We start from the raw sequence: 22408 nt of genomic DNA, 5'->3' as shown, positions 1-22408 counted from the left end.
TAATTTTATCGTTAACAATCAACTAACTAGTTGGTGTAAACATGGTGGTTATTTGTTGTCATGTGAGCACAAATATAATGCACGCATTAGCACTATAAGGGTGTCCTTATAAACCCTTCTATTGCTATCCTTGTTCCATCCCGTATCCAATGTAGAGGCGTGGACAAGGTAGGGTTTGTCTTACCGCCGCTGACGCGTCGTTAATCCACCGGGCCTGCTCCACTCGTTGCACTCGTTTCTCAGACCCTAACCACCTTGCTCAGGGCTACGCCCCGAGACCCCGCCGCTGTGCGGCCACAGGAGCCACGCGCCATGTCCTCATCCGAAAGCCGCAAGCGGACACGCGTGCTCAACCTGCGTTGTTTCCCGGGCGAGGGCACCGAGATCCAGGCGCGTGCCCAGGACGCCGGGTTGACCACATCGGAATTCCTACGTTGCTCTGCACTCAGTCGGCGCATCAGGAATCAAACAGACCGAAATGTGGTCAATGAGCTGCGTCGTCTCGGAGGCCTTCAAAAGCACTTGTTCACCGAGAGCGGGGGCATCTTCAACGAGGAATACGCAGCGGTCCTGGACGAGATCAAGGCGGCCATAAAGCGGCTATCGCCCAGCATCGAGGAGGCTGACGATGCTGGCTAAAGTGCCTGGCAAACGCGGGGACGGCCGATCGAGCTTCTCAAGCCTGGCGAAATACATTGGCAATGAACGCGATCACATCGACCCGGTGACTGGCGAGGTCACACGTCGTGACGTGTCGATGGAGACCAACTGTGTTTCCCTGGACACGGCATGGTCAGAGATGTGGGCGGTGTCGGGTCAGAACCCACGCGTCAAAGATCCCGTCTACCACGTCGTGTTGGCATGGCAGCCTGGCGAGGTGCCGACGGATAAGCAGGCCTTCGAAGCGGCCAGAGCGGCCATGAAAGCGGTGGGCATGGAGGGTCATCAATACGTGGCGGCGATGCACCGCGACCGTGACCACCACCACGTCCACCTGATGGTCAACCGGGTGAATCCGGAGACCTATCGTGCGGTGTATCCCGATCGCGATTACTTCAAGCTTGATCAGTGCATGCGCGAGGTTGAACTTGCCCAGGGATGGCGTCACAGCGTAGGGCCCTACGCCGTGCACGAACGTGACGGGATGAAGGTGGTGGACTGGGCCAAGTCCAGCGCGCAGGAATGGCGGCGGGAGAAGGTAGATCGGCGAGTCGAAAAAACCCCTACAAAGGCTCGCCAGATGGAGGCCATGACTGGCAACGAATCGCTGGCCACCTACGCCCAGGGCGAGCCGAAGAAGGCGGCTCTACATGCGCTGAAAGCTCCCGGTGCCGACTGGCAGCGATTGCACGCGTCTCTGGCCGAGCATGGGCTAGGGATTCAGCCCAAGGGACAGGGCTTTGCTATTCACTCGCTTGGCGACCCGCAGCAGACACCAATCAAAGCATCCACGATGGCCCAGGAGCTGGGCGCGGGGAAGCTGCAGAAGCAGCTCGGTCCCTTCCAGGAACGGACGCCAGAGCGCGTGCCGAACCCGCCAAAGATCACCTACAACGAGAATCGGCCGAAACGGGATCTCGTGCAGCGTGAGGAACTTCGGGAACAGCGTGCCCAGGAACGGCTGGACCTGCGTGATCGATACCGCAGCTACGCAGCGGAGTGGCGGGAGGCGAAGAGCCCGGCCAGGGTGGCTATGTATGAGCAACAACGTGCGGAGCGAGCGGAACTAATAGACCGGCATCGGTCCACCCGCGACATCGTTCGCCGCAGCGGCCTGCCCGCCGTCGAGAAGAAGGCGCTTTACTCGGTGGCGGCCTTGAACGCTGCGAGTGAACGAGAGGCGCTGAACGACACGATTAAGATGCAACGCGAGGCATTCCGCAGCGAGCGCCCGAACAGCTATCGAAATTGGACAGTGGAGCGAGCCCAGGAAGGCGACCGGGCGGCGATCTCGCAGGTGCGTGGATGGGCCTATACGGACAAGCGGGACGCGAACCTGATTCGGCGAGAAGAGGCCGCAGGAAAGCGTGCCCCCCACCTAGGCACTGAGAGTTCCCAGGATCTCGATCCGGCCAAGCCACGGCGCATCACCGAGCGTGTCACCTGGTCGGTGGACAGGAAGACCGGCGCCGTCGACTACCAGGTGGACCAGAAGGCGGCGTTCCGCGATCAGGGACCTCGCCTGGCGTTCAATGGCGACAGCGCCCGAAACCACGATGCCATCGAGATGGGGCTGCGCCTGGCGTCGGAAAAGTTCGGCAAGATCAAGGTCTACGGGAACGACAACGCGTTTGCCGATGTAACGCTAATGGTCGCCGTCGAACGCGACCTGGATGTGCGCTTCAGCGATCCTAAGCTGGAATCGCGCCGGCAAGAGATGGTCCAGGTCAAGCGCGATCAAAACTACGCCCAGGAACGCGCCACGGCCTCTCCAAGGAAGCCTGAGGTCGCCCTGCCACCAATGACTGCCGCCCAGCGCGAAGCCGCGCTGAAGGCGCCTGAGCCGACTATCAATCGGGAGTTGGTCGAGGCGGCAGCGCTTGAAAGAGTTGTGGCGGTGTATCGAACGCAGCAGGAACAGGTCCACCGGGAGCAGCTTGGGCCACGTCCCGACCCGGAGGCGGGGGGCTTCATCGAGAAGATGCGGGCACGGAAGGCGGCAGATAAATGGGACCGCGACCATGTGGCTCACCAAGAGCAGCTGTCCATGCAGGTGGACGGCTACCGTGAAAAGATGCGCGGCGACGATCCCAAAGCCGTGGCATTTCGCGAAGATGCCTGGACGAAGGCGAAGAGCGCGCACGCTGTTATCCATACCGAGTGGAAAAGTAACCAAGTGCGGGCAACCAGTGAGATCGCTGGCGATGCCGCTGCCGAGCGTGCGGCCCGCATGGCGAAGATCAAGGGTCTCGAATCGACGCGCACTCAACAGGAGGCTGAACGCGTCGTCGTGCAAGGTAACCTCAGCGACACGCAGCGAAAGAAGAACCCGGGCGACGCGTCGGCGTTCGACATTGACCTATAGCGGGAGCCGGTGATGGCAAAGAGCGCAGTGCTGGAAATCTGGGCAAAGATCCGAGGGACCGCTTTCGGCGAGTTCGCGCGGCTTGAACTGGCCGACCAGGAAAAGCGAGAGCGACAGATGGCCGCCATACGGCAGCTGGAGCTTCAGCGACAGCAACAAGAACGGCAGCACGCCGATACTCCTCAGCCGAAGCTCGAGCGCGACAGGTAGCCATGCGCGTTTTCCTCGATACTGAATACACCGACGAGACGCGGCGCGAGCTGATCAGCGTTGGCATGGTTTCGGAAGACGGCCGCAGGGCGATCTATCTCGAACGTAACGACTATCCCCGCCATTGGTGCAGCCGCTTCGTTCTCGCCGAGGTGTTGCCTCACTTGGGCCAGGATACGGCAGCGGTCTGTGCGTTGCCGGAGCTTCGCGAACGGTTGCGGGTGTGGCTCCAGGAGCTGCCTCGTGCGGTGCAACTAGCATGCGATTCGATCGTTGACCTGAAGTTGGTGCGGGAGGTCTTGGGCGGTGTGCTTCCCCCGAACCTGGCCCCGACCCACTACGACCTCCGGCCTCTGGTGGACACGTCGGTCTACCATCGCGCCGTCGTGGACTATCACGGGCACCCGCAGCGTCCGTGGCATCACGCCTTGCACGATGCAGGAGCACATCGGGCCGGTTGGCTGGCATGGGCTGCGTCGAAACAGTAGTTCGATGAAAAAGACCGGCTTGGCGCCGGTCTTGGTGTGTTCTTGTGAAGCGATCGCCTAAGATTAGTTCAGCGGCCGGATCGATTTCCCATCGGCGCTTACTTTGACCGATGTGCCGGGGCGGATCGCCGGGATGTCACCGCTGTCGTAGGTAACCGAACGCGTCTCTAGGCCACCGCCCATGGCGACGACGTAGGTCAGGGATTTGAGGCGCTGTTGATCGTCATAAGCGATCTGAAAGCCCTGCACCGTGCCGCAGAGGTGGCACTCCTCCTGACTCTGCGGAGGAATATAGTCCGTTGCGTTAGCGACGGAGCCGACGCCAAGGGCGGCGGTGACGAGTGCGATGGCAAAATTCTTCATTCCTCAATCCTCAATGCAGACCAATGGCGAGACCGGCACCGACCGATCCCGCGTTGCTGGCACCGAACGCGGCGCCGACGGTAAGCGCGACGCGCTCGGAAAAGTGGTGATTGAGGCCGACGCTCACAGCGCCCTCTCCCCGGTAGCCCGCGACAGCCATCGAGAGCACGTCGGCGTTCTGAATGCTCGCGGCACTGCCTGCCATCAGACCCATGGCAGACGCCGCGGCCCCGGCGCGGTTGATGCTCGCTTCTTGCTTGCGAAAACGGTCATCGAGCTGGCTCACACGCCAGTCGGTGTAGTCGTTGGCGGACTGCAGGGTTCTGGTCGCGCTGACGTCGGTATAGGTTTTCGCTGTGGCGATCGCGTTGGCCGTCGCGGCATCGAGCTGGGCCACGTTGGCGGCATCGGTGCTTGCGGCGCCTGCGGCAAGGTTATGGATCTGCGTGCCGCCCAGCCCCTGCAACGTCACGCTGCTGCGCAGGCTGTCGTCGTAGTGCACGGCCATGGCGTCCGTTCCATCACCACCCGCAGCGGAACCGGGCTGGCCAGCGGGACCTGTTGGACCGGCTGGACCTGTCCCGGGCGGCGGGAGGTTGCTGACGGTGTTGTAGAGCGACGACAGGCCCCGATCTAGCGCAGACAAGGCACCACCTACGTTGTTGTAGACGCCCAATGCGCCGGGCGATGAGAGTGCGTAGGAGGGGGCGTTAAAGAGATACGCGCCTGCGGCTGTTTTCGTGACGTTCGCACCTCCGCCCAGCCATGCGCTTTGTCCAGCTGCTACTTGGTCGAGTTGGGCCACCGTTGTGGCATCCCAGGCACTCACCCCCATTCCCATGTACGTCAGTCTGCGTAGTTGCGAGGGCGAGCCGATTGAGACGGTATTCGGTTCGTTGGCGAGCGAATCGGCGCCAAGCGCGACGGAATTGGTACCTTGGCTTGTCACGATCGAACGTGCGCCGATGCCGATGGCATTTGCGGCGGCTACGTCGGCACCGTCGCCGATGACGACGGCGTAGTCAGCTGATGCCATAGATCTACCGAACGCCAGGCTGCCGCCGCCAACGGCTTTGGCGAAGGACGAATCAGGCCCGCATGCTATCGGCTGGCCCGTTACCTGGTCGAGCACGACAGGGCATGCGGCCGTGTAGGTGCCGGTCCCGGCTACAGCTACCGGAGCTGTCTGGGCGAAGGCGGAGTGGGCGGCCAACGCAAAGAGACCCGTCGCCGCAATACCAACAATTTTAGACGACCGAATAGACCGGCCTTTCCTTGCGGCGTCGCCCTGATATGGATAGCTCCTTTGACGTCCAAACATGATTAACTCGCGCTAGTTGATGTGGCTCCGAATACTAGCCAAATAATTAACGCGTTCAAGCGAAATGTGTGGTTATCTATTAAATATCTTTTGCCTTAACAATCAGGTGGTTACTTAGTGTCAGCTTGGTGGTTACTTCGTGTCGATAGGTGTATTAAATGATGTTTAATTGATGCTTATGTATTCCGTAGAAATCGGTTTATTGATATTCTTAATTAGGCTCGTTACCAACGGAATTTGATCTCCGGGAGAGAGAGGCATGCACATCTGGAAATTTGACGAGAACCGCTGTGACTTCGCTCCCGCTCAGGCGAAGTCCATCACGGCGGATCCGGAAGGGATTTATCTGGTCGCGGATGGGGATCAGCTGGTGCTCAATGAAGGCGGTTCCCTTCGTTCGATCCCGCACGATGAAACGCTAATAGCCGTTGCTGGCCAGCGCTTCGAGCGTGAGCGGTTCGATGTCCATCCTCTGCCCGACACCTATCTGCAGTCTCGGCAACTCGCGGCGCGACAGATCGCCCTTCTGCAGGACGAAATGCGGCGCGATGGCATCGCTATGCAGCGCTGGCTGCGAGCGCGGTCATCCATCGACCGTTGGATAAGAGAGGAGATGCTGCCTCTGGCTGAGGGCCCATGGTCCTTCATATCGGGACGTTGGATCGGTGACGGGCTCTATACGGAAGCAACTCTTCAGTTCGAGCCACAAACGCATTGGCTGCCCGTTCTTGAGATGAAGGTAGGGCGTGCGTCTCAGACGGGGCCGGTGCAGATCCAGGGAGCGCTCAGGGGGAACTGGAATGGTGAGCGGCTGGCCAATCATAGCTGCGTGCGTGAAGGCGTGGATGGTGGGGAGCCCAGTGAGTTGGGCGCCTGGTGGGCCGACTTCATTCCGTGGCTCGATCTTCCACGATCGTGCGAGAGCTTCTGCCCACTCGATAGGGATTGATCGGCGGCCGAACAAGTAGTTTGTGCGGGCTTTTCCTTCCCTAACCCACCCGAGGACTGCTGTGCCCGACCATGTGCTCGAACAAATCGTTGGCAAATCTAGGGACGCCCGAAATGGCGGTTTTGATGCGCTTTCTACGGGTGAAAAGCTTGTCACCGCCCTCGTCCTAAACCGCGCCGACTGGCTCGCCGATATGGGCTACACGATGGCCGAGGCCATCGACCGTGTTAGCCCAGATTGGCTGATTCGCGTCCACGACGCAGCGGTGATCCTGACCGAAGACGACTAGGGGGGGGGGGGGGGGGGGGGCGGCGAAAGCCTCTAAAAGGAACCATATAGGGGTGCTACGCTGACCCTCACAGGAGCGAGGGGGAGGGCGATGAGCAAGAAGTATCTGGGCAAGGCATGCGCGTACTGCGGGGCGGTGGCAAACACCGTTGACCATGTCTTTGCTCGCGCGATGTTTCCGATCGCTCAGCGTGCGAATCTCATCAAGGTTCCTGCCTGCGAGGCGTGCAACGGCGAAAAATCGCGATTGGAACATTACCTGTCAGTCGTGGTGCCATTCGGTAGCGCCGACGAGTCCATTCATGAAGAGTTCCTTCCTCGCTTTAAGAGCCGCCTCGACAAGGATCGCGTTCTTGAGCGTGAAATGGCGGAGAGCATGCATACGGTCACGGCCGATGGCGAACGGTCCGAGCTCTATTTCACGTCCCTTCGCGAAGGGTATCTGCAGCAGTATGCCGGATGGCTTATTCGTGGCCTCATGGCGCACCACTTTGGGCTGTGTGGTGACTTTTACATCAAGTCGGACATCGTCCCGCTGGAAGCGATACCTCTGATCGACAGTATGTTCATGAAGCTTGGCGACGCCATGTTAGTCGTTGAAGACGCTGTGCCAGGGGTATCTTATCGAGGCGTCGTTGCTAAGGTAAACCCGAGCTCGTCGACGTGGTACGTGGTAATACATGGTGGCATCCGACTCGGAGATTCGCGCAAGCCAGGTAAGGTTATACCCGTGGGTTTTAGAGCGATGACCATTGCAAAAGGGAATTTCGTTTTCTTGGAGCCAAGATTGTTCCCTTGGTCAGGAGCCTGCCCACCCCTGCTCGTGTCCCCACGCATGCACGAGATGGCCCTCTTCTTCACTCTGAATCCGCTTTCAGGCGCATCGTACGGCCAAGCACCTTGCTATCGGAGCGTGAGGCTCACGCGGCCTTCTGCGTAGGTCACGCACTTTGTTCGCTTCGGTGCCGCAGTTGCACGGGAGATACGGCCTTATCTACCCCAGGCGGCGGTCAGTCGAATAGGGCTCAACGGAATCACCTTGTTAATTCCGTCATTTGAAATCAGCGGGATCCGTGGCGCGATGGGCCTTGGGGAGCGCTGGAACCAGTTGCCGCAAAGCTGCAACAGGTCGACCATATCGCTGCGGCCTAGGTTTTCGTTGATTAACTTTTCCGAAAGCTCCGGATTGGGGTAGTGCGCAAAGTCGCCAGCGCGCTTAAAAGCGCCATTGCAGTCTTCATTCATTCCGCGCTGAAACATGAGGCGCGGAATTGTGAAAGTAGTGACCTGGTCGGCAAATGCTTCGCGAAACAACGGAGCCTGAAAGTCGATGATGTGGCTTTTAGTTTGAACCCACATGTGGAAATTGCTTTCGTCGCTGTAGGGGCTGCCGTCGCGCATTCCCCCCACAAAAGCGACCCTGTCGTCGTTGTCGTCAAGGCGGTACAGGGCCGTGCCTGCAACCGCAGAGGCTGCGACGCCGCAGTAACGATTCAATACGTAGGAGCCGACCATTGCGAAGAAGACGCACGACTTTTCAGGGGTAGATCCGACACCGTTCAAAACAGCGTGCATGACGCGAAACGCGCGTTCGTAATCCTTTATGGGTAGCTGCATTGGTAATAGCTTCATTGCTGTCCTGTTCCCAGATTTGCCCGACCTCGGGGCCGCAAATGTATCCTATGTAGGCGTTGCTAGCCGCCATCGCGTCCGTTAGCTTTGATTCGGCTGGCGGGGCCTAGACGCCAATTGGGCCACTCGGGCAATGCACCGCGCAGGGTGTGTGGTCAGTGACGAGGTCGTGTGGCCGTGCGCGCGCGGTCATTGACGCGCTAACCTAAGGACTCCTTAGGTGTCCTTAGGTGGCAAGCCGTTTACTACCTTCCCCTGGCGCTCTTGTTCCTCCCACCATTCCCGCCGAGCGACTGCATCCTTGTAGTCTCGCTCAGCTTTCTCGCTGCGGAGGAGGTAGTAGGCGAACTCGTATGCGAACACCAGGCTCCAAGGGCTAGATATGACGCTGGAATACCCGCGCTTCCCGGCATATAGCATGATGCTGAACCATAGGATGCTTCGAATGATGGTCCACGTGACGACGCTGCGCCGTTCATCCCTTGGCTTCAACATAGCGGTGTCTCCCTGTGGGATGGCGCCACTCTACCGTTTTCGACTCAGTTGTAGCGGTCGGGGTCGCCAAGGTTCCTCTAGCTACATGGTGGGTGCGCGGGGCTGCAGCATGTTCGCCTTAAACTCGGCCTCGATAGGTCCCTTCAGTAGCTCGCAGCCGGACGCGCGGCAACGCTGGTTCTGCTCGGCAGCAAAATCAGCTTGCCACGCTCAAATATGTACTTCGCGTCTGGATACAAAGCGTGAACGGCCCTCAGGTGCTTCTTAAAGTTGCCGCTGAAGTTCTTTTGCTCGGAGTAGTCCGCTCCGAACTGATCGCTCAGCTGCTTCCAAGTTATATGGGTCGGCGTCCTGATGAAATTGAATCGATACGTCAACCAAATATAGATGTCGATCGCCATTGGTGAGCGAAGCGCGTTGATGATATCCATTTTGATCGGGACCGCATGTTCGATGCATTCGGTATAGAACTTTTCCGACAGCTCGATCCAGCTTTTCCATAGAGAAGGGGCCTCCGCGTTGTTCAGGCCCCACAGCTCGCCTTCGTCCGCAATAATGACGTTCTTAAATCGGTCGCTCACGTCTGTCTTACGGATGAGCGTGATCTTTGATGTGAAAAGGCGGGTGCACTGGTCCTTGAGACGTGTCAGACCGCCACGCTCTCCGCCGGTGGAGCTGAGCCCCAATTTCTTGGCAAACTCCGCTTGCGAGCGGCCTAGGTAAATACGTCGGTCATTGGTTGTCTTGGCTTGAAGTTTGGCTTGAGTGCAGAGGAAAGCCGTGATGACGCGAGGTATCTTGCCGTAGGGCAAACCAATCCTCGGGTCGTTAACGATTGAGAGGGTGTGCGCATCGGATCGACGGTCGAAGAAGGCGTCATCAGGTTCGGAATGGGGCAACGAGGCGAAGATCATCGCTGTCGGCATGTAGGTTCCGTACGCTGGTTGCTCTTCGAGGGCCATGCCAGCACGGGTCACGGCCGACCCTCCGCCGCGTTGCTGGTCGCCCAGCGCTGACGTTCGAGCTGTTCCAGCTTGGTGGGGCGGCCCGGTCGCCTATGCTTGGGAGGCGGAAACACCGGTTTCGTAGATTCCATCCAACGAATCACATCGCGCTCACGCCAGCACAGCCGACGAGACCCCTGCAACTTATAGGGCGGAGGAATCAAGTGGTGGTAGCTCTCGCGCCGACTTACGAAGGTGCGGATGGTGCTTTTGGTCTTGCCGATCAGCGACGCCAGATCCTCAATAAAGAGGACGCGTACGCGTGTCTCAAGGGCAAGCGTCGATCGCTCTACGGAAGCGAGATTGAGGTTTTCGGGGAGATATGGGGCAGGCACCGTGATGTCCTGGAGCGAAGCCCCCTGAGGGGCTTGAACCAGCGATCTGCAGAATGCAGAAAATAGATGCGTGCAGGACTCAAGCTCTTGCCACCGTTGCGAAGGATGCGCTCAGGCGGTTACGGCAATGCTTTTCGATCATTACGTCCGGCGCGTCAGTGCCGGATACCGTGTTTGTCGTGGCGAGCTATCGCTTGGTCGCTCGCTTACGTGCTGGCTCATCCTTCTTTACCCGGGCGAGGGCCACTAACCCACATCGCCGAACCAGCCACACAGTATGATCGCTGGTGAGTAAATTAGAGGAGCGCGAGGGGTGCGGTCAAGTCCCGCGAGCTGGGACATTCCTCGGGACAGCCTTGGGACACTGCGACGACAGAATTGCTCGATTTACCTCATATATGAGGGATGATGAGTAATTGGGCCGAACAAAGAAAAAGGCCCTGGAAGCTCGCTTTGATGCGGTTTCCAGGGCCTAATTTCTTCGAATATTGGTCGGGGAGACAGGATTCGAACCTGCGACTTCTACGTCCCGAACGTAGCGCTCTACCAGGCTGAGCTACACCCCGACGGGAGCCGCGTATATTAGCCATGCACCCGCCGGATGGCAACAGGGCGCTCCAACTTTTTTACCACCCCGCCACGGGGGCGGCCCTGGCCATCTGCTAACCTAGGCGGCTGCCGCGTGGCGGCGCCCGTATAGCCTGTCCCCAAGAGGAATTGCATGGCACTCACCCCGGCCCGCACCATGCCCGGTGTCCTCGAGCTCCTGCCGCTCGACCAGATCGCCTTCCAGCGCATGCTGGACACGATCCGTCGCAACTACGAAAAATTCGGCTTCCTGCCGATCGAGACGCCCGTCATCGAGCACAGCGACGTCCTGCTGACCAAGACCGGCGGCGAGACCGAACGCCAGGTGTACTTCGTGCAGTCCACCGGCGCGCTGGGTGCGGCGGCGGAGAAGGACGCCGGCGGCGTACCCGACCTGGCGCTGCGTTTCGACCTCACGGTGCCCCTGGCCCGTTACGTCGCCGAGCACGAGCACGACCTCAGCTTCCCGTTCCGTCGCTACCAGATGCAGCGCGTGTACCGGGGCGAGCGTGCGCAGCGCGGCCGCTTCCGCGAGTTCTACCAGTGCGACATCGACGTGATCGGCAAGGATGCCCTCTCGGTGCGCTACGACGCCGAGATTCCGGCGGTCATCTACAACGTGTTCAAGGAACTGAACATCGGTGCGTTCACCATCCAGATGAACAACCGCAAGCTGATGCGCGGTTACTTCGAGAACCTGGGCATCGCCGACGCGGAGCAGCAGATGCTGGTGCTGCGCGAGGTGGACAAGCTGGACAAGCGCGGTGCCGATTACGTGCGCGACACGCTCACCGGTGACGCGTTCGGCCTGTCGGCCGAGGTGGCGGCGAAGATTCTCGCCTTCGTGCAGGTGCGTTCCACGTCCGTGGCCGATGCCTTCGCCCACCTGGATGCGCTGGGTGCCGGCTCGGAAACCTTCGAGCAGGGCAGGGCCGAGCTGAAGGACGTGCTGACGATGATCCGCGACTTCGGCGTGCCGGAGACGCATTTCACGCTCAACCTGTCGATCGCGCGCGGGTTGGATTACTACACGGGTACGGTCTACGAGACCACGCTCAACGACCACCCCGGCATCGGTTCCATCTGTTCGGGCGGACGCTACGAGAACCTCGCCGGGCAGTACACCAAGTCGCACCTGCCGGGTGTCGGTATCTCCATCGGCCTCACGCGCCTCTACTGGCAGCTGCGCGACGCCGGCCTCGTCTCCACCGCGCGCAGCACCGTGGACGTGCTGGTGACGCAGATGGACGCGGCCCAGTTGCCCACCTACCTGGCCGTGGCCACCGAGCTGCGCAACGCCGGCATCGCCACGGAAGTGGTGCTGGAAGGCGGCAAGCTGGGCAAGCAGTTCAAGTACGCGGACCGTGCCGGCATCCGTTTCGTCGTGGTGCTGGGCGAGGACGAGATCGCCAAGGGCGTCGTTACCGTGAAGGACCTGCGCCGCGAAGACCAGTTCGAGGTGGCGCGCGCCGACCTGATCAAGACCTTGCGCGTCGAACTGGCCCAGGCCGACATCGGTCGCTGATCCTCCTCCTCACTTCGCACGGCATCGCCCATGACCTCTCCTATCCTTCTCGATGGCCGCAGCCTCACGCGCGCCCAGGTGGCGGCCATCGCCCGCCACGGTGTCTCGATTCGCCTGGATGACGCGCAACTGGTCAAGGTGAAGCGCGCGGCCGACTTCCTGGCGGAGAAGGTGGGCGGCGGCGAGCCGATCTACGGCGTGACCACGGGCTTCGGCAGCAATGCCGACAAGCTGCTGGGCGCCCACCGCGTGCGCGACGAACTGGCCGGTGGCAACCCCGAGCCGCGCGAAGGCACGCTGCTGGAAGAACTGCAGCACAACCTGATCATCACCCATGCGGTGTGCGTGGGTAAGCCGTTCGCCGAGGACGTGGTGCGCGCGATGCTGGCCATTCGCGTCAACACGCTGATGAAGGGGCACTCCGGCATCCGCGTGGAAACCCTGCGCGCGCTGGCCGAGTTGCTCAATCGCAACGTGATCCCGGTGATCCCGGAGAAGGGCTCGGTGGGCGCCAGTGGCGACCTCGCGCCGCTGTCGCACCTGGCCATCGTGCTGCTGGGCGGTGGCGAAGCCTTCTACCAGGGCGAGCGGCTGCCCGGTGCGGAAGCGCTGAAGCGTGCGGGCCTGGCCCCGGTGCGCCTGTCGTTCAAGGAAGGCCTGGCGCTCAACAACGGCACCACGCAGATGCTGGCCACCGGTGTGCTCGCGCTGGACACGATGGACATGCTGATCCGCACGGCCGACCTGGCCGCGGCGATGACGTTGGATGCCTTCGCCGGTCGTACCGGCGCCTACGCCGAGCAGGTGCACGCATTGCGCCCGCATCCGGGCCAGGTGGCCGCGGCGCGGAACATACGCGGCCTGCTCGACGGCTCGACGCTGGCCGACATCGCCTATCACATGGTGCCGCGATTCCGTCCCTGGTTGTCCGACTCGTGGGCCGATCCGGCCGACCAGGGCCACCGCTTCGACATCGGCTGGGACTGGGTGCCGGCCACGCAGCGGCATGGCAAGGAGGCGTTCTACTCGCGCTTTTTGCCCTTCAAGGGTGGCAAGAAGCACCAGCCGCAGGATGCGTATTGCCTGCGCTGCGCGCCGCAGGTGCACGGCGCCGTGCGCGATGCGTGGGAGCAGGCCTGCCGCGTGTTCGACGTCGAGCTCAACGCGGTAACCGACAACCCGCTGGTGTTCCCCGATGCCGAGGATGCCCAGGTCATCGAGGACCAGGTGATCTCCGCCGGTCATTTCCACGGCATGCCGCTGGCCCTGGTGATGAGCTACGTCAAGGCATCGATCCCGGTGCTGGCCTCCATCTCCGAGCGGCGCACGGCAAAGCTGGTCGACCCGGCCAACAACGACGGCCTGCCGGCCTTCCTGATCGGCAACGAGGACGCCACGGATTCCGGCTTCATGATCGTGCAGTACACCGCCGCGGCCCTGGTCAACGACCTGGCCACGCGCGCACACCCGGCTTCCGTGTATTCGATCCCGACCAGCGCCAACGCCGAAGACCACGTGTCGATGGGTGCCAACGAGGCGCGTCACGTGCTGGAGATGACCGAAGATCTCGGCCACGTGCTGGCCATGGAGCTGTACACGGCCGCCCAGGCGCTGGAGTACCGCCAGGACATGCTCAACGCCGCCCGCACGCTGGCCATGCGCGGCGACTGGCAGGCGCTGGCCGCCAAGGTCGCCGGCGCGCCACGCGCCGATTCGCCGCACTACGCCCGTTTCGAGACGGAAGTGCGCGCCCTGATGGATGCCCTGGCAGGTGCCGAGGACTTCCATGGCGGCGTGGCGGTGCGCAAGGCCCTGGCCAGCGTGCGCGAGTACATCGCCTTCATGCAGCGCGATCGCGCGATGGACGGCGAAGTGCGCCTGATGTGCGAGCTGGTGGCCTCCGGCCGGCTGGTGGCCGGCGCCTGATCAGGGCGCGCAGAAGTTGAGGCTGGCGGCGGCTTCGTCCGCCGGCGACCAGTCGTCCAGCATGCCGGCGCGCACGCCGGCGAGGTACTGGTACAACTGGGCATCATTGGCCAGGCCCAGCTTGAGCATGGCCGAGCGCTTCTGCCGGCTGATCGTCTTGAAGCTGCGCCCCATCGCCCTGGCGATCTCCGCCAGCTGGTAGCCCTGGGCATAGGCCCGGAGGACCTCCACCTCGCGTGGGGACAGCCGCGTGACCAGTTCCTTGTCGGTGGGTGAGCAGTCCGTCTCGTGGAACAGTCGGCGGATGGCCGGGCTGAGGTAGCAGCGGCCGACATCGGCCGCATGCACGGCCACCGGGATATCGCGCAGGCTGGTGCGTTTGTCGAACAGCGCCGCCACGCCCATGTCGAGCAGGCTGCGCAGGATGGCCGCGTTGGACAGCATGGTGAGGACGACGATGCCGGTGTCCGGCCGCAGGGCGCGTATGCGGCGGATCATCGGCATGCCGTCCGGGCGGCTGCCCTCGGGCATGGAGAAGTCGGTGACGACGACATCGCACGGGTGATCGGTCAGGGCGTCGAAGAGGGCATCGGTGTCGTGCGCACGCGCCACGATGTCGTAGCGGTGCGACCTCAGGATGGTCTCGACCCCTGCAACCACGACCGGGTGATCGTCCGCGATGATCACGGTGCTCGGCATGGGTAGGGCTCATGGAAAAGATGGCGTCATGGTGGCGGGGAGCCGCGGCGCGGTATATGGAACAAAAGCGCAATTCGGGGTCGGCGCTTGCCACGATTCGGTTGCTCAAGTTAGTATGCGTTATCGTATTAACGCATTAGTACATTATGAAGCGACGCCACCTCGATCCCGAGACACCCGCGGACTCCGCCGAGGCCAGCCTGTGCGAGGCCCTGGCCGGCCTGGCCTCCGTCGAGGAGATGCGGGCCTTCCTGCACGACCTCTGCACCCCGGCCGAGATCGAGGTGATGGTCGATCGCTGGCGCGTGGTGCCTTTCCTGCTGGAAGGGCGGTCGTATCGCGAGATCCACGAGCGCACGGCGGTCAGCATCACCACCATCGGGCGCGTCGCCCGTTACCTCAACCAGGGCAATGGCGGCTACATGGCCGCCGCCGCCCGCCGCAACGCCGGGAGTGCCGCATGAAGCCGCGTGATCGACTGCGCATCGCCATGCAGAAATCGGGGCGGCTCACGGAGCCCGCCCAGGACCTGCTCGCCCGATGCGGGCTGAAGTTCCGCCAGAGCCGCGACAAGCTGTTCTGCTTCGGCGAGGGCGAGCCGGTGGACCTGCTGCTGGTCCGTGACGACGATATCCCCGGCCTGATCGCCGAGGGCGTGTGCGACTTGGGCATCGTCGGCCGCAACGTGCTGCGCGAGTTCCAGCTGTCCAACCCGGCGGCCGGCACCGGCATCGACGAACTGCGCTCGCTCGGTTTCGGCCACTGCCGGCTGTCCATCGCCGTGCCGCAAGACGATACGTACGAGAGTCCCGCGCAGCTCGCCGGGCAGCGCATCGCCACGTCGTACCCCGGCCTCACCGGCGAATGGCTGCGCACGCATGGCATCGAGGCCACCGTGTTCATGCTCAACGGCTCGGTGGAAATCGCACCGCGCCTGGGTACCGCCGACGCCATCTGCGACCTGGTCTCCAGCGGCGCCACGCTGGTCGCCAACCAGCTGCGCGAAGTGGCCGTGGTGATCGAAAGCGAAGCCGTGCTGGCCGGCCATGCGGAACTGCCGCTGGACGAACGCGGCGAGATCGCAGAACTGCTGCTGCGCCGCCTGGACGGTGTGATCCAGGTGCGCGACTCGCGCCTGATCCTGATGCAGGCGCCGCGCGCGGCGCTGGCGGAGATCACCCGGCTGCTGCCCGGTACGCCGGTGCCGACCTTGACCCCGGTGGACGGCGCACCCGACCAGGTGGTGTTGCAGGCGCTGTGCGCCGGCTCGGTGAGCTGGCGCCAGCTGGAAGACATGAAACGCGCCGGTGCCCGCGACATGCTGGTGCTACCGGTGGAGAAGATGCTGGCATGAAACGGATCGACTGGACCTCCCTCGACGACACCGCGCGTAACGCCGCGCTGGCGCGCCCCATGCAATCGCGCGCCGCCGACCTGCGCCAGGGTGTGGAAGCCATCGTGGCCGACGTCCGTGCACGGGGCGACGTGGCCGTGCGCGAACTCACCGCGCGCTACGACGGCACCTCCCTCGACGACCTCGCCGTCACCGACGCGGAATTCGACGCCGCCGAGGCGCGCCTGGCACCGGCGCTGAAAGCCGCGGTGCGCGAGGCCGCCAGCCGTGTCGATCGCTTCCATCGCGCGGCCGCGCCCACCGAGGTCGCAGTCGATACCGCGCCCGGTGTCCGCGTGGAGCGTGTGCTCCGCCCCATCCGTCGCGTCGGGCTGTACGTGCCGGCCGGTGGCGCGCCGCTGCCCTCCACGGCAATCATGCTGGGCGTGCCGGCGGCCATCGCCGGTTGCCGCGAGGTGGTGCTGTGCACGCCGGTGCAGGCGAACGGACGCTGCGACGATGCGGTGCTGTTCGCGGCGCGTGCGACGGGCGTGCATCGCGTGTTCAAGCTGGGTGGCGCGCAGGCGATCGCCGCCATGGCCTACGGCACCGCCTCGGTGCCGCGTTGCGACAAGCTGTTCGGGCCGGGCAACGCCTGGGTCACCGAAGCCAAGCTGCAGGTGGCCGGCGATCCCGCCGGCGCCGCCATCGACATGCCGGCCGGTCCGTCGGAAGTGCTGGTGGTCGCCGACGCCGAGGCCAATCCGCGCTTCATCGCCGCCGACCTGCTCTCGCAGGCCGAGCATGGGCCGGATTCCCAGGTGCTGCTGGTCAGCCCGTCGGCCGACCTGCTCGATCGGGTCGAAGTGGAAGTGGAGCGCCAGCGCCGCGAACTGCCGCGTGCCGAGGTCGCCGCCGTGGCGCTGTCGGAGAGCCGGCTCGTCCTCGTTGCCGATCTGGCCGAGGCGATCGAGGTCAGCAACCTTTATGCGCCGGAACACCTCATCATCCAGACGGCCGACCCGCGCGCGTTGCTCGCCGATGTGGAATCGGCCGGCTCGGTATTCCTCGGCGAATGGACGCCCGAATCCCTGGGCGACTATTGCAGCGGCAGCAACCATGTCCTGCCGACCTACGGCTACGCGCGCAGCTACAGCGGCGTGTCGGTGGCCAGCTTCCAGAAGCAGGTGACCGTGCAGGAAGCCACCGCCGAGGGCCTGCGTGCCATCGGTCCGTGCGCGGCGACGCTGGCGGAAGCCGAGCAACTGGAAGCACACCGCCGTGCGGTCACCCTGCGCCTCGCCGCCATGGAGGCCGCCGCATGAGCGTGCTCGATCTTGCCCGCGCGGATATCCGCGCCTTCGCGCCTTACTCCAGCGCACGCATGGAAGCGCAGGGCGGCACGGTGCTGCTCAATGCCAACGAGTCCTCGCGCTCGCCCAACATCCCCGGCGGCGAAGGCCTCAACCGCTATCCCGATCCGCAGCCGCGCGGCCTCGTCGAAACGCTGGCCGAGTTGTACGGCAGCGTGAGCGAGCGCGTGCTGGTGACCCGGGGCAGTGACGAAGCCATCGACCTGCTCACCCGCGCGTTCTGCCGCGCCGGGCAGGACGCCGTCCTGGTGTCGCCGCCCACGTTCGGCATGTATGCCGTGTGCGCGCGTATCCAGGGGGCGATCGTCATCGAATCGCCCTTGCCGGCCGATGGCGCGCTGGATGCCGACACGCTGCTCGCCGCCGTCACCGATGCCACGAAGCTCGTGTACGTGTGCTCACCGAACAACCCCACCGGCAACCTGGTGGATCTGCCCACCATCGAGCGCATCGCGCGCGCGTTGCAGGGCAGGGCGGTGCTCGTGGTCGACGAGGCTTACCTCGAATTCAGCGGCACACGCAGCGCGGTGGGCCTGATCGACGCGTACGACAATGTGGCCGTCCTGCGCACGCTGTCCAAGGCCTGGTCGCTGGCTGGCGCACGCGTCGGTACGCTGGTTGCGCGGGAAGAGGTGATCGCGCTGCTGCGCCGGATCATCCCGCCGTACCCGCTGCCGTCGCCGTGCGTGGACGCCGCGCTGGGTGCGGTGTCCTACGAAGGGCGCCGCCTGCAGCGGCATCACGTGCACGAGGTGCTCAACGAGCGCGCGCGCATGGTGGTCGAGCTGGCGAAGCAGCCGGGCGTTCGCGCGGTGCTGCCTTCGCACGCCAATTTCCTGGCCGTCCGTTTCGACGATGCGGCCGGCACCTATCGCCGCCTGCTCGCCGCCGGCGTGGTGGTACGCGACATCACGAAGTATCCCGGCCTGCGCGATGCCTTGCGTATCACGGTGGGCACGGGCAACGAGAACGACCGCGTGCTCGCGGTGCTGAGGGCAGGGGCATGAGCCGCAAGATTCTTTTCGTCGATCGCGACGGCTGCCTGATCGAGGAGCCGGCCGACCAGCAGATCGACAGCTACGAGAAGCTGGCGTTGCTGCCGGGCGTGATCGCCGCGCTGCAGCGTTGCGTGGCCGCCGGCTACGAGCTGGTCATGGTCACCAACCAGGATGGCCTGGGCACGCCGTCGTTCCCGCAGGAAACCTTCGACGGCCCGCATGCCTTGCTGCTGCGTATCCTCGCCTCGCAGGGCATCACCTTCCGCGAACAGCTGATCGACCGCAGCTTTCCGCACGAGCACCGCGACACGCGCAAGCCGGGCGTCGGCCTCGCGCGCCACTGGCTCGCCGACGACGGCTGGAGCCGGGCGCAGTCGGCCATGGTCGGCGACCGCGAGACCGACCTGGCTTTTGCCGCGAACATGGGGGTGCGTGGCTTCCGCGTCGGGCCGGAAGGCATCACCTGGGCCGAACTGGTCCATGCCTTGCTCGATGCCCCGCGCACCGCCGAGGTGGTACGCAAGACGAAGGAGACGTCGATCACCGTCGCCGTCGATCTCGACCGCGTCGCCGATCCCGTCGTGCACACCGGCCTGGGCTTCTTCGACCACATGCTCGAGCAGATCGGCAAGCATGGCGGCTTCGCCCTGCAACTGCGCTGCGACGGCGATACGCACATCGACGAGCACCACACCATCGAGGACTCCGCGCTGGCGCTGGGCCAGGCCCTGAAACAGGCGCTCGGCGACAAGCGCGGCATCGGCCGCTACGGTTTCGCGTTGCCGATGGACGAGAGCGCGGCGCGTGCGGAGCTGGACCTGTCGGGTCGTCCGTATTTCGTCTTCGACGGCCAGTTTCCGCGTGAGCGTGTCGGCGACATACCGACCGAACTGGTGCCGCATTTCTTCCGTTCGCTGTGCGAGACGCTGGGTGCCAACCTTCACCTCACGGTGCACGGCGACAATGCGCACCACATGGTCGAAGGCTGCTTCAAGGTCGTCGCCCGTACGCTGCGCCAGGCCATCCGTCGCGAGGGATCGGAACTGCCCAGCACGAAGGGAAGCCTGTGATGCGCGTGGTCCTGGTGGATGCGGGCGGCACGAACATCGGCTCGGTGCGTTACGCGCTGCAGCGCCTGGGTACGGACGCGACGCTGACCTCGGACGCCGACCGCATTCGCGCCGCCACGCATGTGATCTTGCCCGGTGTGGGTGCTGCCGCGCCCGGCATGCGCATGCTGCGCGAGGCCGGTCTGGTCGAGGTGATGCGCGGCCTGACCCAGCCGGTGCTCGGCGTCTGCCTCGGCATGCAGTTGCTGTGCGCGCGTTCGGAAGAGGGCGATACCGAATGCCTGGGCGTGATCCCGGCCACGGTGCGGCGCTTCGACGAGCAGCCGGGCCTGCGCGTGCCGCACATGGGCTGGAACACCTTACGCGCGACCGGCGACCACCAACTCACCGACGGCCTGCGCGAAGGCGACAGCGCTTACTTCGTCCACAGTTACGCCGTCCCCACGGGTGACTACACGCTGGCGTCCAGCGAGCACGGCATGCCGTTCTCCGCCGTCGTCGCGTCCGGCAACTTCATGGGTATGCAGTTCCACCCCGAGCGTTCGGCGGGTGTCGGCGCCCAACTCCTGCGGAATTTTCTCTCGCTATGACGTTACCCATTCCCGCGATCGACCTGCGCGAAGGCAAGGTCGTACGCCTGTACAAAGGCGATTACGCGCAGCAGACCACCTTTGCGTTCGAACCCGAGGCGCTGGCTGCACGGTATGCGGACGAGGGGGCCGGATGGCTGCACGTCGTCGACCTCGATGGTGCGCGTACCGGCCGCTTCGAAAACCTTTCCACCCTGGCCGGCATCGCCTCCAGCGGCCGACTCAAGGTGCAGGCCGGCGGCGGCGTGCGCGACGAAGACGGCGTGCGTCGCCTGCTGGACGCCGGCGTGCAGCGCGTGGTGGTCGGCAGCGTGGCGATGCGCGACCCGGAAACCGTGGCCGCGTGGATCGGTCGCTACGGTGCCGATCGCATCGTGCTTGCGCTCGACACGCGTTTCCGTGACGGTCTCTGGAAACTGCCCAGCGCGGGCTGGACCGCCGACGAAGAGCGCACCCTGGACGACCTGGTACCGTGGTACCAGACGGCGGGTGCGCGTCATCTGCTGTGCACCGACATCGATCGTGACGGCACGATGACCGGTCCGAACCTCGCCCTCTATCATCACCTGGCCACGCTGGCGCCCGGCCTCGACGTGCAGGCGTCCGGCGGCGTGCGCTCGCTGGACGACATCGCCACGCTAGCGTTGCGGGGCGTGTCCGGGGTGATCCTCGGCCGTGCGTTGCTCGAGAGCGCCTTCGCGCTTCCCGACGCCTTCGCCGTGGCCGACAAGGCGAGCGCGTCATGCTGAGCCGCCGCATCGTTCCATGCCTGGACGTGCGCGACGGCCGGGTGGTGAAGGGCGTGCGCTTTCGCGATCACGTGGTGGTCGGCGAGATCGTCGAGCTGGCCTTGCGCTACCGCGATGAAGGTGCCGACGAACTGGTGTTCTACGACATCACGGCCAGCCCCGAGGGGCGCCGCGTCGATCGCGACTGGGTCGAGCGCGTGGCGCGCGAGATCGACATCCCGTTCTGCGTCGCCGGTGGCATCCGCAGCGTCGATGACGCGCGCGAGGTATTGCACGCGGGTGCCGACAAGATCTCGATCAATTCGCCTGCGCTGGAGCGCCCGGCTCTCGTCGCCGAGATTGCCGATGCGTTCGGCGTGCAGTGCGTGGTGGTCGGCGTGGACAGTCTGCGTGACGACGACGGCGAATGGCGCGTGCGCCAGTACACCGGCGATCCCTCCCGTACGAAGGCGTTGCGCAAGCGCACGCTGGACTGGATCGAGGAAGTGCAGGCGCTGGGTGCCGGCGAGATCGTGCTCAACTGCATGGGCACCGATGGCGTGCGCCGTGGCTACGACATCGAACAGCTCAGCGCCGCGCGTGCCCTCAGCCGCGTGCCGCTGGTCGCGTCCGGCGGTGCCGGTACGCCGGCGCATTTCGCCGAGGTGTTCCGTGTGGCGGACGTGGACGCGGCGCTGGCCGCCAGCGTGTTCCACAGCGGCGACATCGGCATTCCCGCCCTGAAGCGCGAACTGCGTACGCAGGGCATCGAGGTAAGACTATGAGCGTCGCGTCAGACGATGAGTGTCGAGGTAGGACGATGAGTGAGATGACGACACCCGATTTCGCCAAGGGCGACGGTTTGCTGCCGGCCATCGTGCAGCATGCGCGCACGGGCGAGGTATTGATGCTGGGCTACATGGACGAAGCCGCGCTGGCGAAGACACGCGAACTCGGCCTGGTCACGTTCTTCAGCCGTAGCAAGCAGCGCCTGTGGACCAAGGGCGAAACCTCCGGCGACACGCTGGCACTGGTCGACCTCCGGATCGATTGCGACGCCGACACCTTGCTGGTGCGAGCGATCCCGGCCGGTCCGACCTGTCACACCGGCACGACCAGTTGCTTCGGTAACGACGTGGCCCCGTCGCTGGGGTTCCTCGGCGAACTGGATGCCCTGGTCGCGTCACGCCACGCGGAGCGGCCGGAAGGCAGCTACACGACGACGCTGTTCGAAGGCGGTATCCGCCGGATGGCGCAGAAAGTGGGCGAGGAGGGCGTCGAGACGGCCCTTGCGGCGGTCGCCGAAGACGACGACGCGCTGATCGGCGAAGCCGCCGATCTGGTCTTCCACCTGATGGTGATGCTACGTGCCCGGGGCATCGGCTTCGACGCGGTAGCCGCCAGGCTGGCCGCCCGCCACCGCTAAACGTAACCACGGCCGTAACCACGACCGCAACCGTGTAGGAGC

At 64.0% G+C, this 22408-nt stretch carries 23 protein-coding genes and 1 tRNA gene; 17 read left to right on the top strand and 7 right to left on the bottom strand.

Annotated features, from left to right (window positions below; translation table 11 throughout):
* Positions 1 to 312 precede the first annotated feature (312 nt).
* Positions 313 to 639 (top strand): plasmid mobilization protein MobA, encoded by a 327-nt coding sequence (mobA, locus tag AB8808_RS14860; protein WP_369930425.1) that lies wholly within the window; start codon positions 313 to 315, stop codon positions 637 to 639.
* A complete protein-coding gene (gene traI / locus AB8808_RS14855) occupies positions 629 to 3025 on the top strand; it encodes a TraI/MobA(P) family conjugative relaxase (protein WP_369930424.1) in 2397 nt (798 codons plus the stop codon). The genes mobA and traI overlap by 11 nt, the downstream gene beginning before the upstream one ends.
* Here the strand turns inward: traI and AB8808_RS14850 are convergent.
* Positions 3020 to 3196, bottom strand: coding sequence for a hypothetical protein (locus AB8808_RS14850; RefSeq protein WP_369930423.1), 177 nt, complete (start codon positions 3194 to 3196; stop codon positions 3020 to 3022). The two genes, traI and AB8808_RS14850, sit on opposite strands and share 6 nt — an antisense overlap.
* Before the next feature lie 41 nt (positions 3197 to 3237).
* Here AB8808_RS14850 and AB8808_RS14845 point away from each other — a divergent pair, with 41 nt between their 5' ends.
* Positions 3238 to 3723: a hypothetical protein gene (locus AB8808_RS14845; protein ID WP_369930422.1), complete on the top strand. Its 486-nt coding sequence runs from the start codon at positions 3238 to 3240 to the stop codon at positions 3721 to 3723.
* A gap of 63 nt (positions 3724 to 3786) precedes the next feature.
* On the opposite strand, the gene AB8808_RS14840 is transcribed toward AB8808_RS14845, so the two are convergent.
* Together AB8808_RS14840 and AB8808_RS14835 are read right to left on the bottom strand one after the other, a co-directional pair.
* The gene (locus tag AB8808_RS14840; protein WP_369930421.1) at positions 3787 to 4086 is read right to left on the bottom strand and encodes a hypothetical protein; all 300 of its coding nucleotides are present in this window, start codon (positions 4084 to 4086) and stop codon (positions 3787 to 3789) included.
* 10 nt (positions 4087 to 4096) lie between these two features.
* The gene (locus tag AB8808_RS14835) at positions 4097 to 5122 is read right to left on the bottom strand and encodes a YadA-like family protein (protein ID WP_369930420.1); all 1026 of its coding nucleotides are present in this window, start codon (positions 5120 to 5122) and stop codon (positions 4097 to 4099) included.
* 544 nt (positions 5123 to 5666) lie between these two features.
* Between AB8808_RS14835 and AB8808_RS14830 the strand changes: the two genes are divergently transcribed.
* The 3 genes from AB8808_RS14830 (at position 5667) to AB8808_RS14820 (ending at position 7584) form a co-directional block, all read left to right on the top strand.
* Complete coding sequence (locus AB8808_RS14830; RefSeq protein WP_369930419.1) at positions 5667 to 6356, top strand: hypothetical protein; 690 nt, start codon at positions 5667 to 5669, stop codon at positions 6354 to 6356.
* 61 nt (positions 6357 to 6417) lie between these two features.
* Positions 6418 to 6645: a hypothetical protein gene (locus tag AB8808_RS14825; protein WP_369930418.1), complete on the top strand. Its 228-nt coding sequence runs from the start codon at positions 6418 to 6420 to the stop codon at positions 6643 to 6645.
* A gap of 90 nt (positions 6646 to 6735) precedes the next feature.
* On the top strand, positions 6736 to 7584 hold the full coding sequence (locus AB8808_RS14820) for an HNH endonuclease (protein ID WP_369930417.1): 849 nt from the start codon (positions 6736 to 6738) through the stop codon (positions 7582 to 7584).
* Positions 7585 to 7634: 50 nt separating this feature from the next.
* Here AB8808_RS14820 and AB8808_RS14815 read toward each other — a convergent pair whose 3' ends face one another.
* The 3 genes from AB8808_RS14815 to AB8808_RS14805 form a co-directional block, all read right to left on the bottom strand.
* Positions 7635 to 8276, bottom strand: coding sequence for a DUF2026 family protein (locus AB8808_RS14815; protein WP_369930416.1), 642 nt, complete (start codon positions 8274 to 8276; stop codon positions 7635 to 7637).
* Between the two features lie 638 nt (positions 8277 to 8914).
* Complete coding sequence (locus AB8808_RS14810; protein ID WP_369930415.1) at positions 8915 to 9733, bottom strand: replication protein RepA; 819 nt, start codon at positions 9731 to 9733, stop codon at positions 8915 to 8917.
* Between the two features lie 866 nt (positions 9734 to 10599).
* A tRNA-Pro gene (locus AB8808_RS14805) sits at positions 10600 to 10676 on the bottom strand.
* A 155-nt stretch (positions 10677 to 10831) separates the two neighbouring features.
* Here AB8808_RS14805 and hisS point away from each other — a divergent pair.
* The gene (hisS, locus tag AB8808_RS14800) at positions 10832 to 12223 is read left to right on the top strand and encodes a histidine--tRNA ligase (protein ID WP_369930414.1); all 1392 of its coding nucleotides are present in this window, start codon (positions 10832 to 10834) and stop codon (positions 12221 to 12223) included.
* Between the two features lie 30 nt (positions 12224 to 12253).
* Positions 12254 to 14149 carry an HAL/PAL/TAL family ammonia-lyase gene (locus AB8808_RS14795; RefSeq protein ID WP_369930413.1) on the top strand — a complete coding sequence of 632 codons (1896 nt, stop codon included), beginning with the start codon at positions 12254 to 12256 and terminating at the stop codon, positions 14147 to 14149.
* Here AB8808_RS14795 and AB8808_RS14790 read toward each other — a convergent pair whose 3' ends face one another.
* A complete protein-coding gene (locus AB8808_RS14790) occupies positions 14150 to 14848 on the bottom strand; it encodes a response regulator (RefSeq protein ID WP_369930412.1) in 699 nt (232 codons plus the stop codon).
* A 146-nt stretch (positions 14849 to 14994) separates the two neighbouring features.
* On the opposite strand from AB8808_RS14790, the gene AB8808_RS14785 reads away from it, so the two are divergent.
* The 9 genes from AB8808_RS14785 to hisIE are packed head-to-tail and all read left to right on the top strand — an operon-like array spanning position 14995 to position 22366.
* Positions 14995 to 15312: a YerC/YecD family TrpR-related protein gene (locus AB8808_RS14785; RefSeq protein WP_369930411.1), complete on the top strand. Its 318-nt coding sequence runs from the start codon at positions 14995 to 14997 to the stop codon at positions 15310 to 15312.
* Positions 15309 to 16202 carry an ATP phosphoribosyltransferase gene (hisG, locus tag AB8808_RS14780; RefSeq protein WP_369930410.1) on the top strand — a complete coding sequence of 298 codons (894 nt, stop codon included), beginning with the start codon at positions 15309 to 15311 and terminating at the stop codon, positions 16200 to 16202. Before AB8808_RS14785 ends, hisG begins: the two co-directional genes overlap by 4 nt.
* The gene (hisD, locus tag AB8808_RS14775) at positions 16199 to 17506 is read left to right on the top strand and encodes a histidinol dehydrogenase (RefSeq protein WP_369930409.1); all 1308 of its coding nucleotides are present in this window, start codon (positions 16199 to 16201) and stop codon (positions 17504 to 17506) included. The genes hisG and hisD overlap by 4 nt, the downstream gene beginning before the upstream one ends.
* Positions 17503 to 18561, top strand: a complete 1059-nt coding sequence (gene hisC / locus AB8808_RS14770) for a histidinol-phosphate transaminase (protein WP_369930408.1) — start codon at positions 17503 to 17505, stop codon at positions 18559 to 18561. Before hisD ends, hisC begins: the two co-directional genes overlap by 4 nt.
* Positions 18558 to 19622, top strand: coding sequence for a bifunctional histidinol-phosphatase/imidazoleglycerol-phosphate dehydratase HisB (gene hisB / locus AB8808_RS14765; RefSeq protein WP_369930407.1), 1065 nt, complete (start codon positions 18558 to 18560; stop codon positions 19620 to 19622). Before hisC ends, hisB begins: the two co-directional genes overlap by 4 nt.
* Positions 19622 to 20212: an imidazole glycerol phosphate synthase subunit HisH gene (gene hisH, locus AB8808_RS14760; protein WP_369930406.1), complete on the top strand. Its 591-nt coding sequence runs from the start codon at positions 19622 to 19624 to the stop codon at positions 20210 to 20212. The genes hisB and hisH overlap by 1 nt, the downstream gene beginning before the upstream one ends.
* The gene (gene hisA, locus AB8808_RS14755; RefSeq protein WP_369930405.1) at positions 20209 to 20961 is read left to right on the top strand and encodes a 1-(5-phosphoribosyl)-5-[(5-phosphoribosylamino)methylideneamino]imidazole-4-carboxamide isomerase; all 753 of its coding nucleotides are present in this window, start codon (positions 20209 to 20211) and stop codon (positions 20959 to 20961) included. Before hisH ends, hisA begins: the two co-directional genes overlap by 4 nt.
* Entirely contained in the window at positions 20955 to 21725 is a 771-nt protein-coding gene (hisF, locus tag AB8808_RS14750; RefSeq protein WP_369930404.1) for an imidazole glycerol phosphate synthase subunit HisF, read from the top strand. The genes hisA and hisF overlap by 7 nt, the downstream gene beginning before the upstream one ends.
* Positions 21722 to 22366 (top strand): bifunctional phosphoribosyl-AMP cyclohydrolase/phosphoribosyl-ATP diphosphatase HisIE, encoded by a 645-nt coding sequence (gene hisIE, locus AB8808_RS14745; RefSeq protein WP_369930403.1) that lies wholly within the window; start codon positions 21722 to 21724, stop codon positions 22364 to 22366. Before hisF ends, hisIE begins: the two co-directional genes overlap by 4 nt.
* The last annotated feature ends 42 nt before the right edge of the window (positions 22367 to 22408 follow it).

Source organism: Xanthomonas sp. NCPPB 2632, from assembly GCF_041228075.2.
GTDB lineage: Bacteria > Pseudomonadota > Gammaproteobacteria > Xanthomonadales > Rhodanobacteraceae > Luteibacter.
This window is presented reverse-complemented; position numbering and strand designations above follow the sequence as displayed.

What these genes read in the sequence shown, in the direction of transcription:
- mobA (WP_369930425.1), top strand. Translation starts at nt 313, where the DNA reads ATGTCCTCATCCGAAAGCCGCAAGCGGACACGCGTGCTCAACCTGCGT.
- traI (WP_369930424.1), top strand. Translation starts at nt 629, where the DNA reads ATGCTGGCTAAAGTGCCTGGCAAACGCGGGGACGGCCGATCGAGCTTC.
- AB8808_RS14845 (WP_369930422.1), top strand. Translation starts at nt 3,238, where the DNA reads ATGCGCGTTTTCCTCGATACTGAATACACCGACGAGACGCGGCGCGAG.
- AB8808_RS14840 (WP_369930421.1), bottom strand. Translation starts at nt 4,086, where the DNA reads ATGAAGAATTTTGCCATCGCACTCGTCACCGCCGCCCTTGGCGTCGGC.
- AB8808_RS14835 (WP_369930420.1), bottom strand. Translation starts at nt 5,122, where the DNA reads ATGGCATCAGCTGACTACGCCGTCGTCATCGGCGACGGTGCCGACGTA.
- AB8808_RS14830 (WP_369930419.1), top strand. Translation starts at nt 5,667, where the DNA reads ATGCACATCTGGAAATTTGACGAGAACCGCTGTGACTTCGCTCCCGCT.
- AB8808_RS14820 (WP_369930417.1), top strand. Translation starts at nt 6,736, where the DNA reads ATGAGCAAGAAGTATCTGGGCAAGGCATGCGCGTACTGCGGGGCGGTG.
- AB8808_RS14815 (WP_369930416.1), bottom strand. Translation starts at nt 8,276, where the DNA reads ATGAAGCTATTACCAATGCAGCTACCCATAAAGGATTACGAACGCGCG.
- AB8808_RS14810 (WP_369930415.1), bottom strand. Translation starts at nt 9,733, where the DNA reads ATGGCCCTCGAAGAGCAACCAGCGTACGGAACCTACATGCCGACAGCG.
- hisS (WP_369930414.1), top strand. Translation starts at nt 10,832, where the DNA reads ATGGCACTCACCCCGGCCCGCACCATGCCCGGTGTCCTCGAGCTCCTG.
- AB8808_RS14795 (WP_369930413.1), top strand. Translation starts at nt 12,254, where the DNA reads ATGACCTCTCCTATCCTTCTCGATGGCCGCAGCCTCACGCGCGCCCAG.
- AB8808_RS14790 (WP_369930412.1), bottom strand. Translation starts at nt 14,848, where the DNA reads ATGCCGAGCACCGTGATCATCGCGGACGATCACCCGGTCGTGGTTGCA.
- AB8808_RS14785 (WP_369930411.1), top strand. Translation starts at nt 14,995, where the DNA reads ATGAAGCGACGCCACCTCGATCCCGAGACACCCGCGGACTCCGCCGAG.
- hisG (WP_369930410.1), top strand. Translation starts at nt 15,309, where the DNA reads ATGAAGCCGCGTGATCGACTGCGCATCGCCATGCAGAAATCGGGGCGG.
- hisD (WP_369930409.1), top strand. Translation starts at nt 16,199, where the DNA reads ATGAAACGGATCGACTGGACCTCCCTCGACGACACCGCGCGTAACGCC.
- hisC (WP_369930408.1), top strand. Translation starts at nt 17,503, where the DNA reads ATGAGCGTGCTCGATCTTGCCCGCGCGGATATCCGCGCCTTCGCGCCT.
- hisB (WP_369930407.1), top strand. Translation starts at nt 18,558, where the DNA reads ATGAGCCGCAAGATTCTTTTCGTCGATCGCGACGGCTGCCTGATCGAG.
- hisH (WP_369930406.1), top strand. Translation starts at nt 19,622, where the DNA reads ATGCGCGTGGTCCTGGTGGATGCGGGCGGCACGAACATCGGCTCGGTG.
- hisA (WP_369930405.1), top strand. Translation starts at nt 20,209, where the DNA reads ATGACGTTACCCATTCCCGCGATCGACCTGCGCGAAGGCAAGGTCGTA.
- hisF (WP_369930404.1), top strand. Translation starts at nt 20,955, where the DNA reads ATGCTGAGCCGCCGCATCGTTCCATGCCTGGACGTGCGCGACGGCCGG.
- hisIE (WP_369930403.1), top strand. Translation starts at nt 21,722, where the DNA reads ATGAGCGTCGCGTCAGACGATGAGTGTCGAGGTAGGACGATGAGTGAG.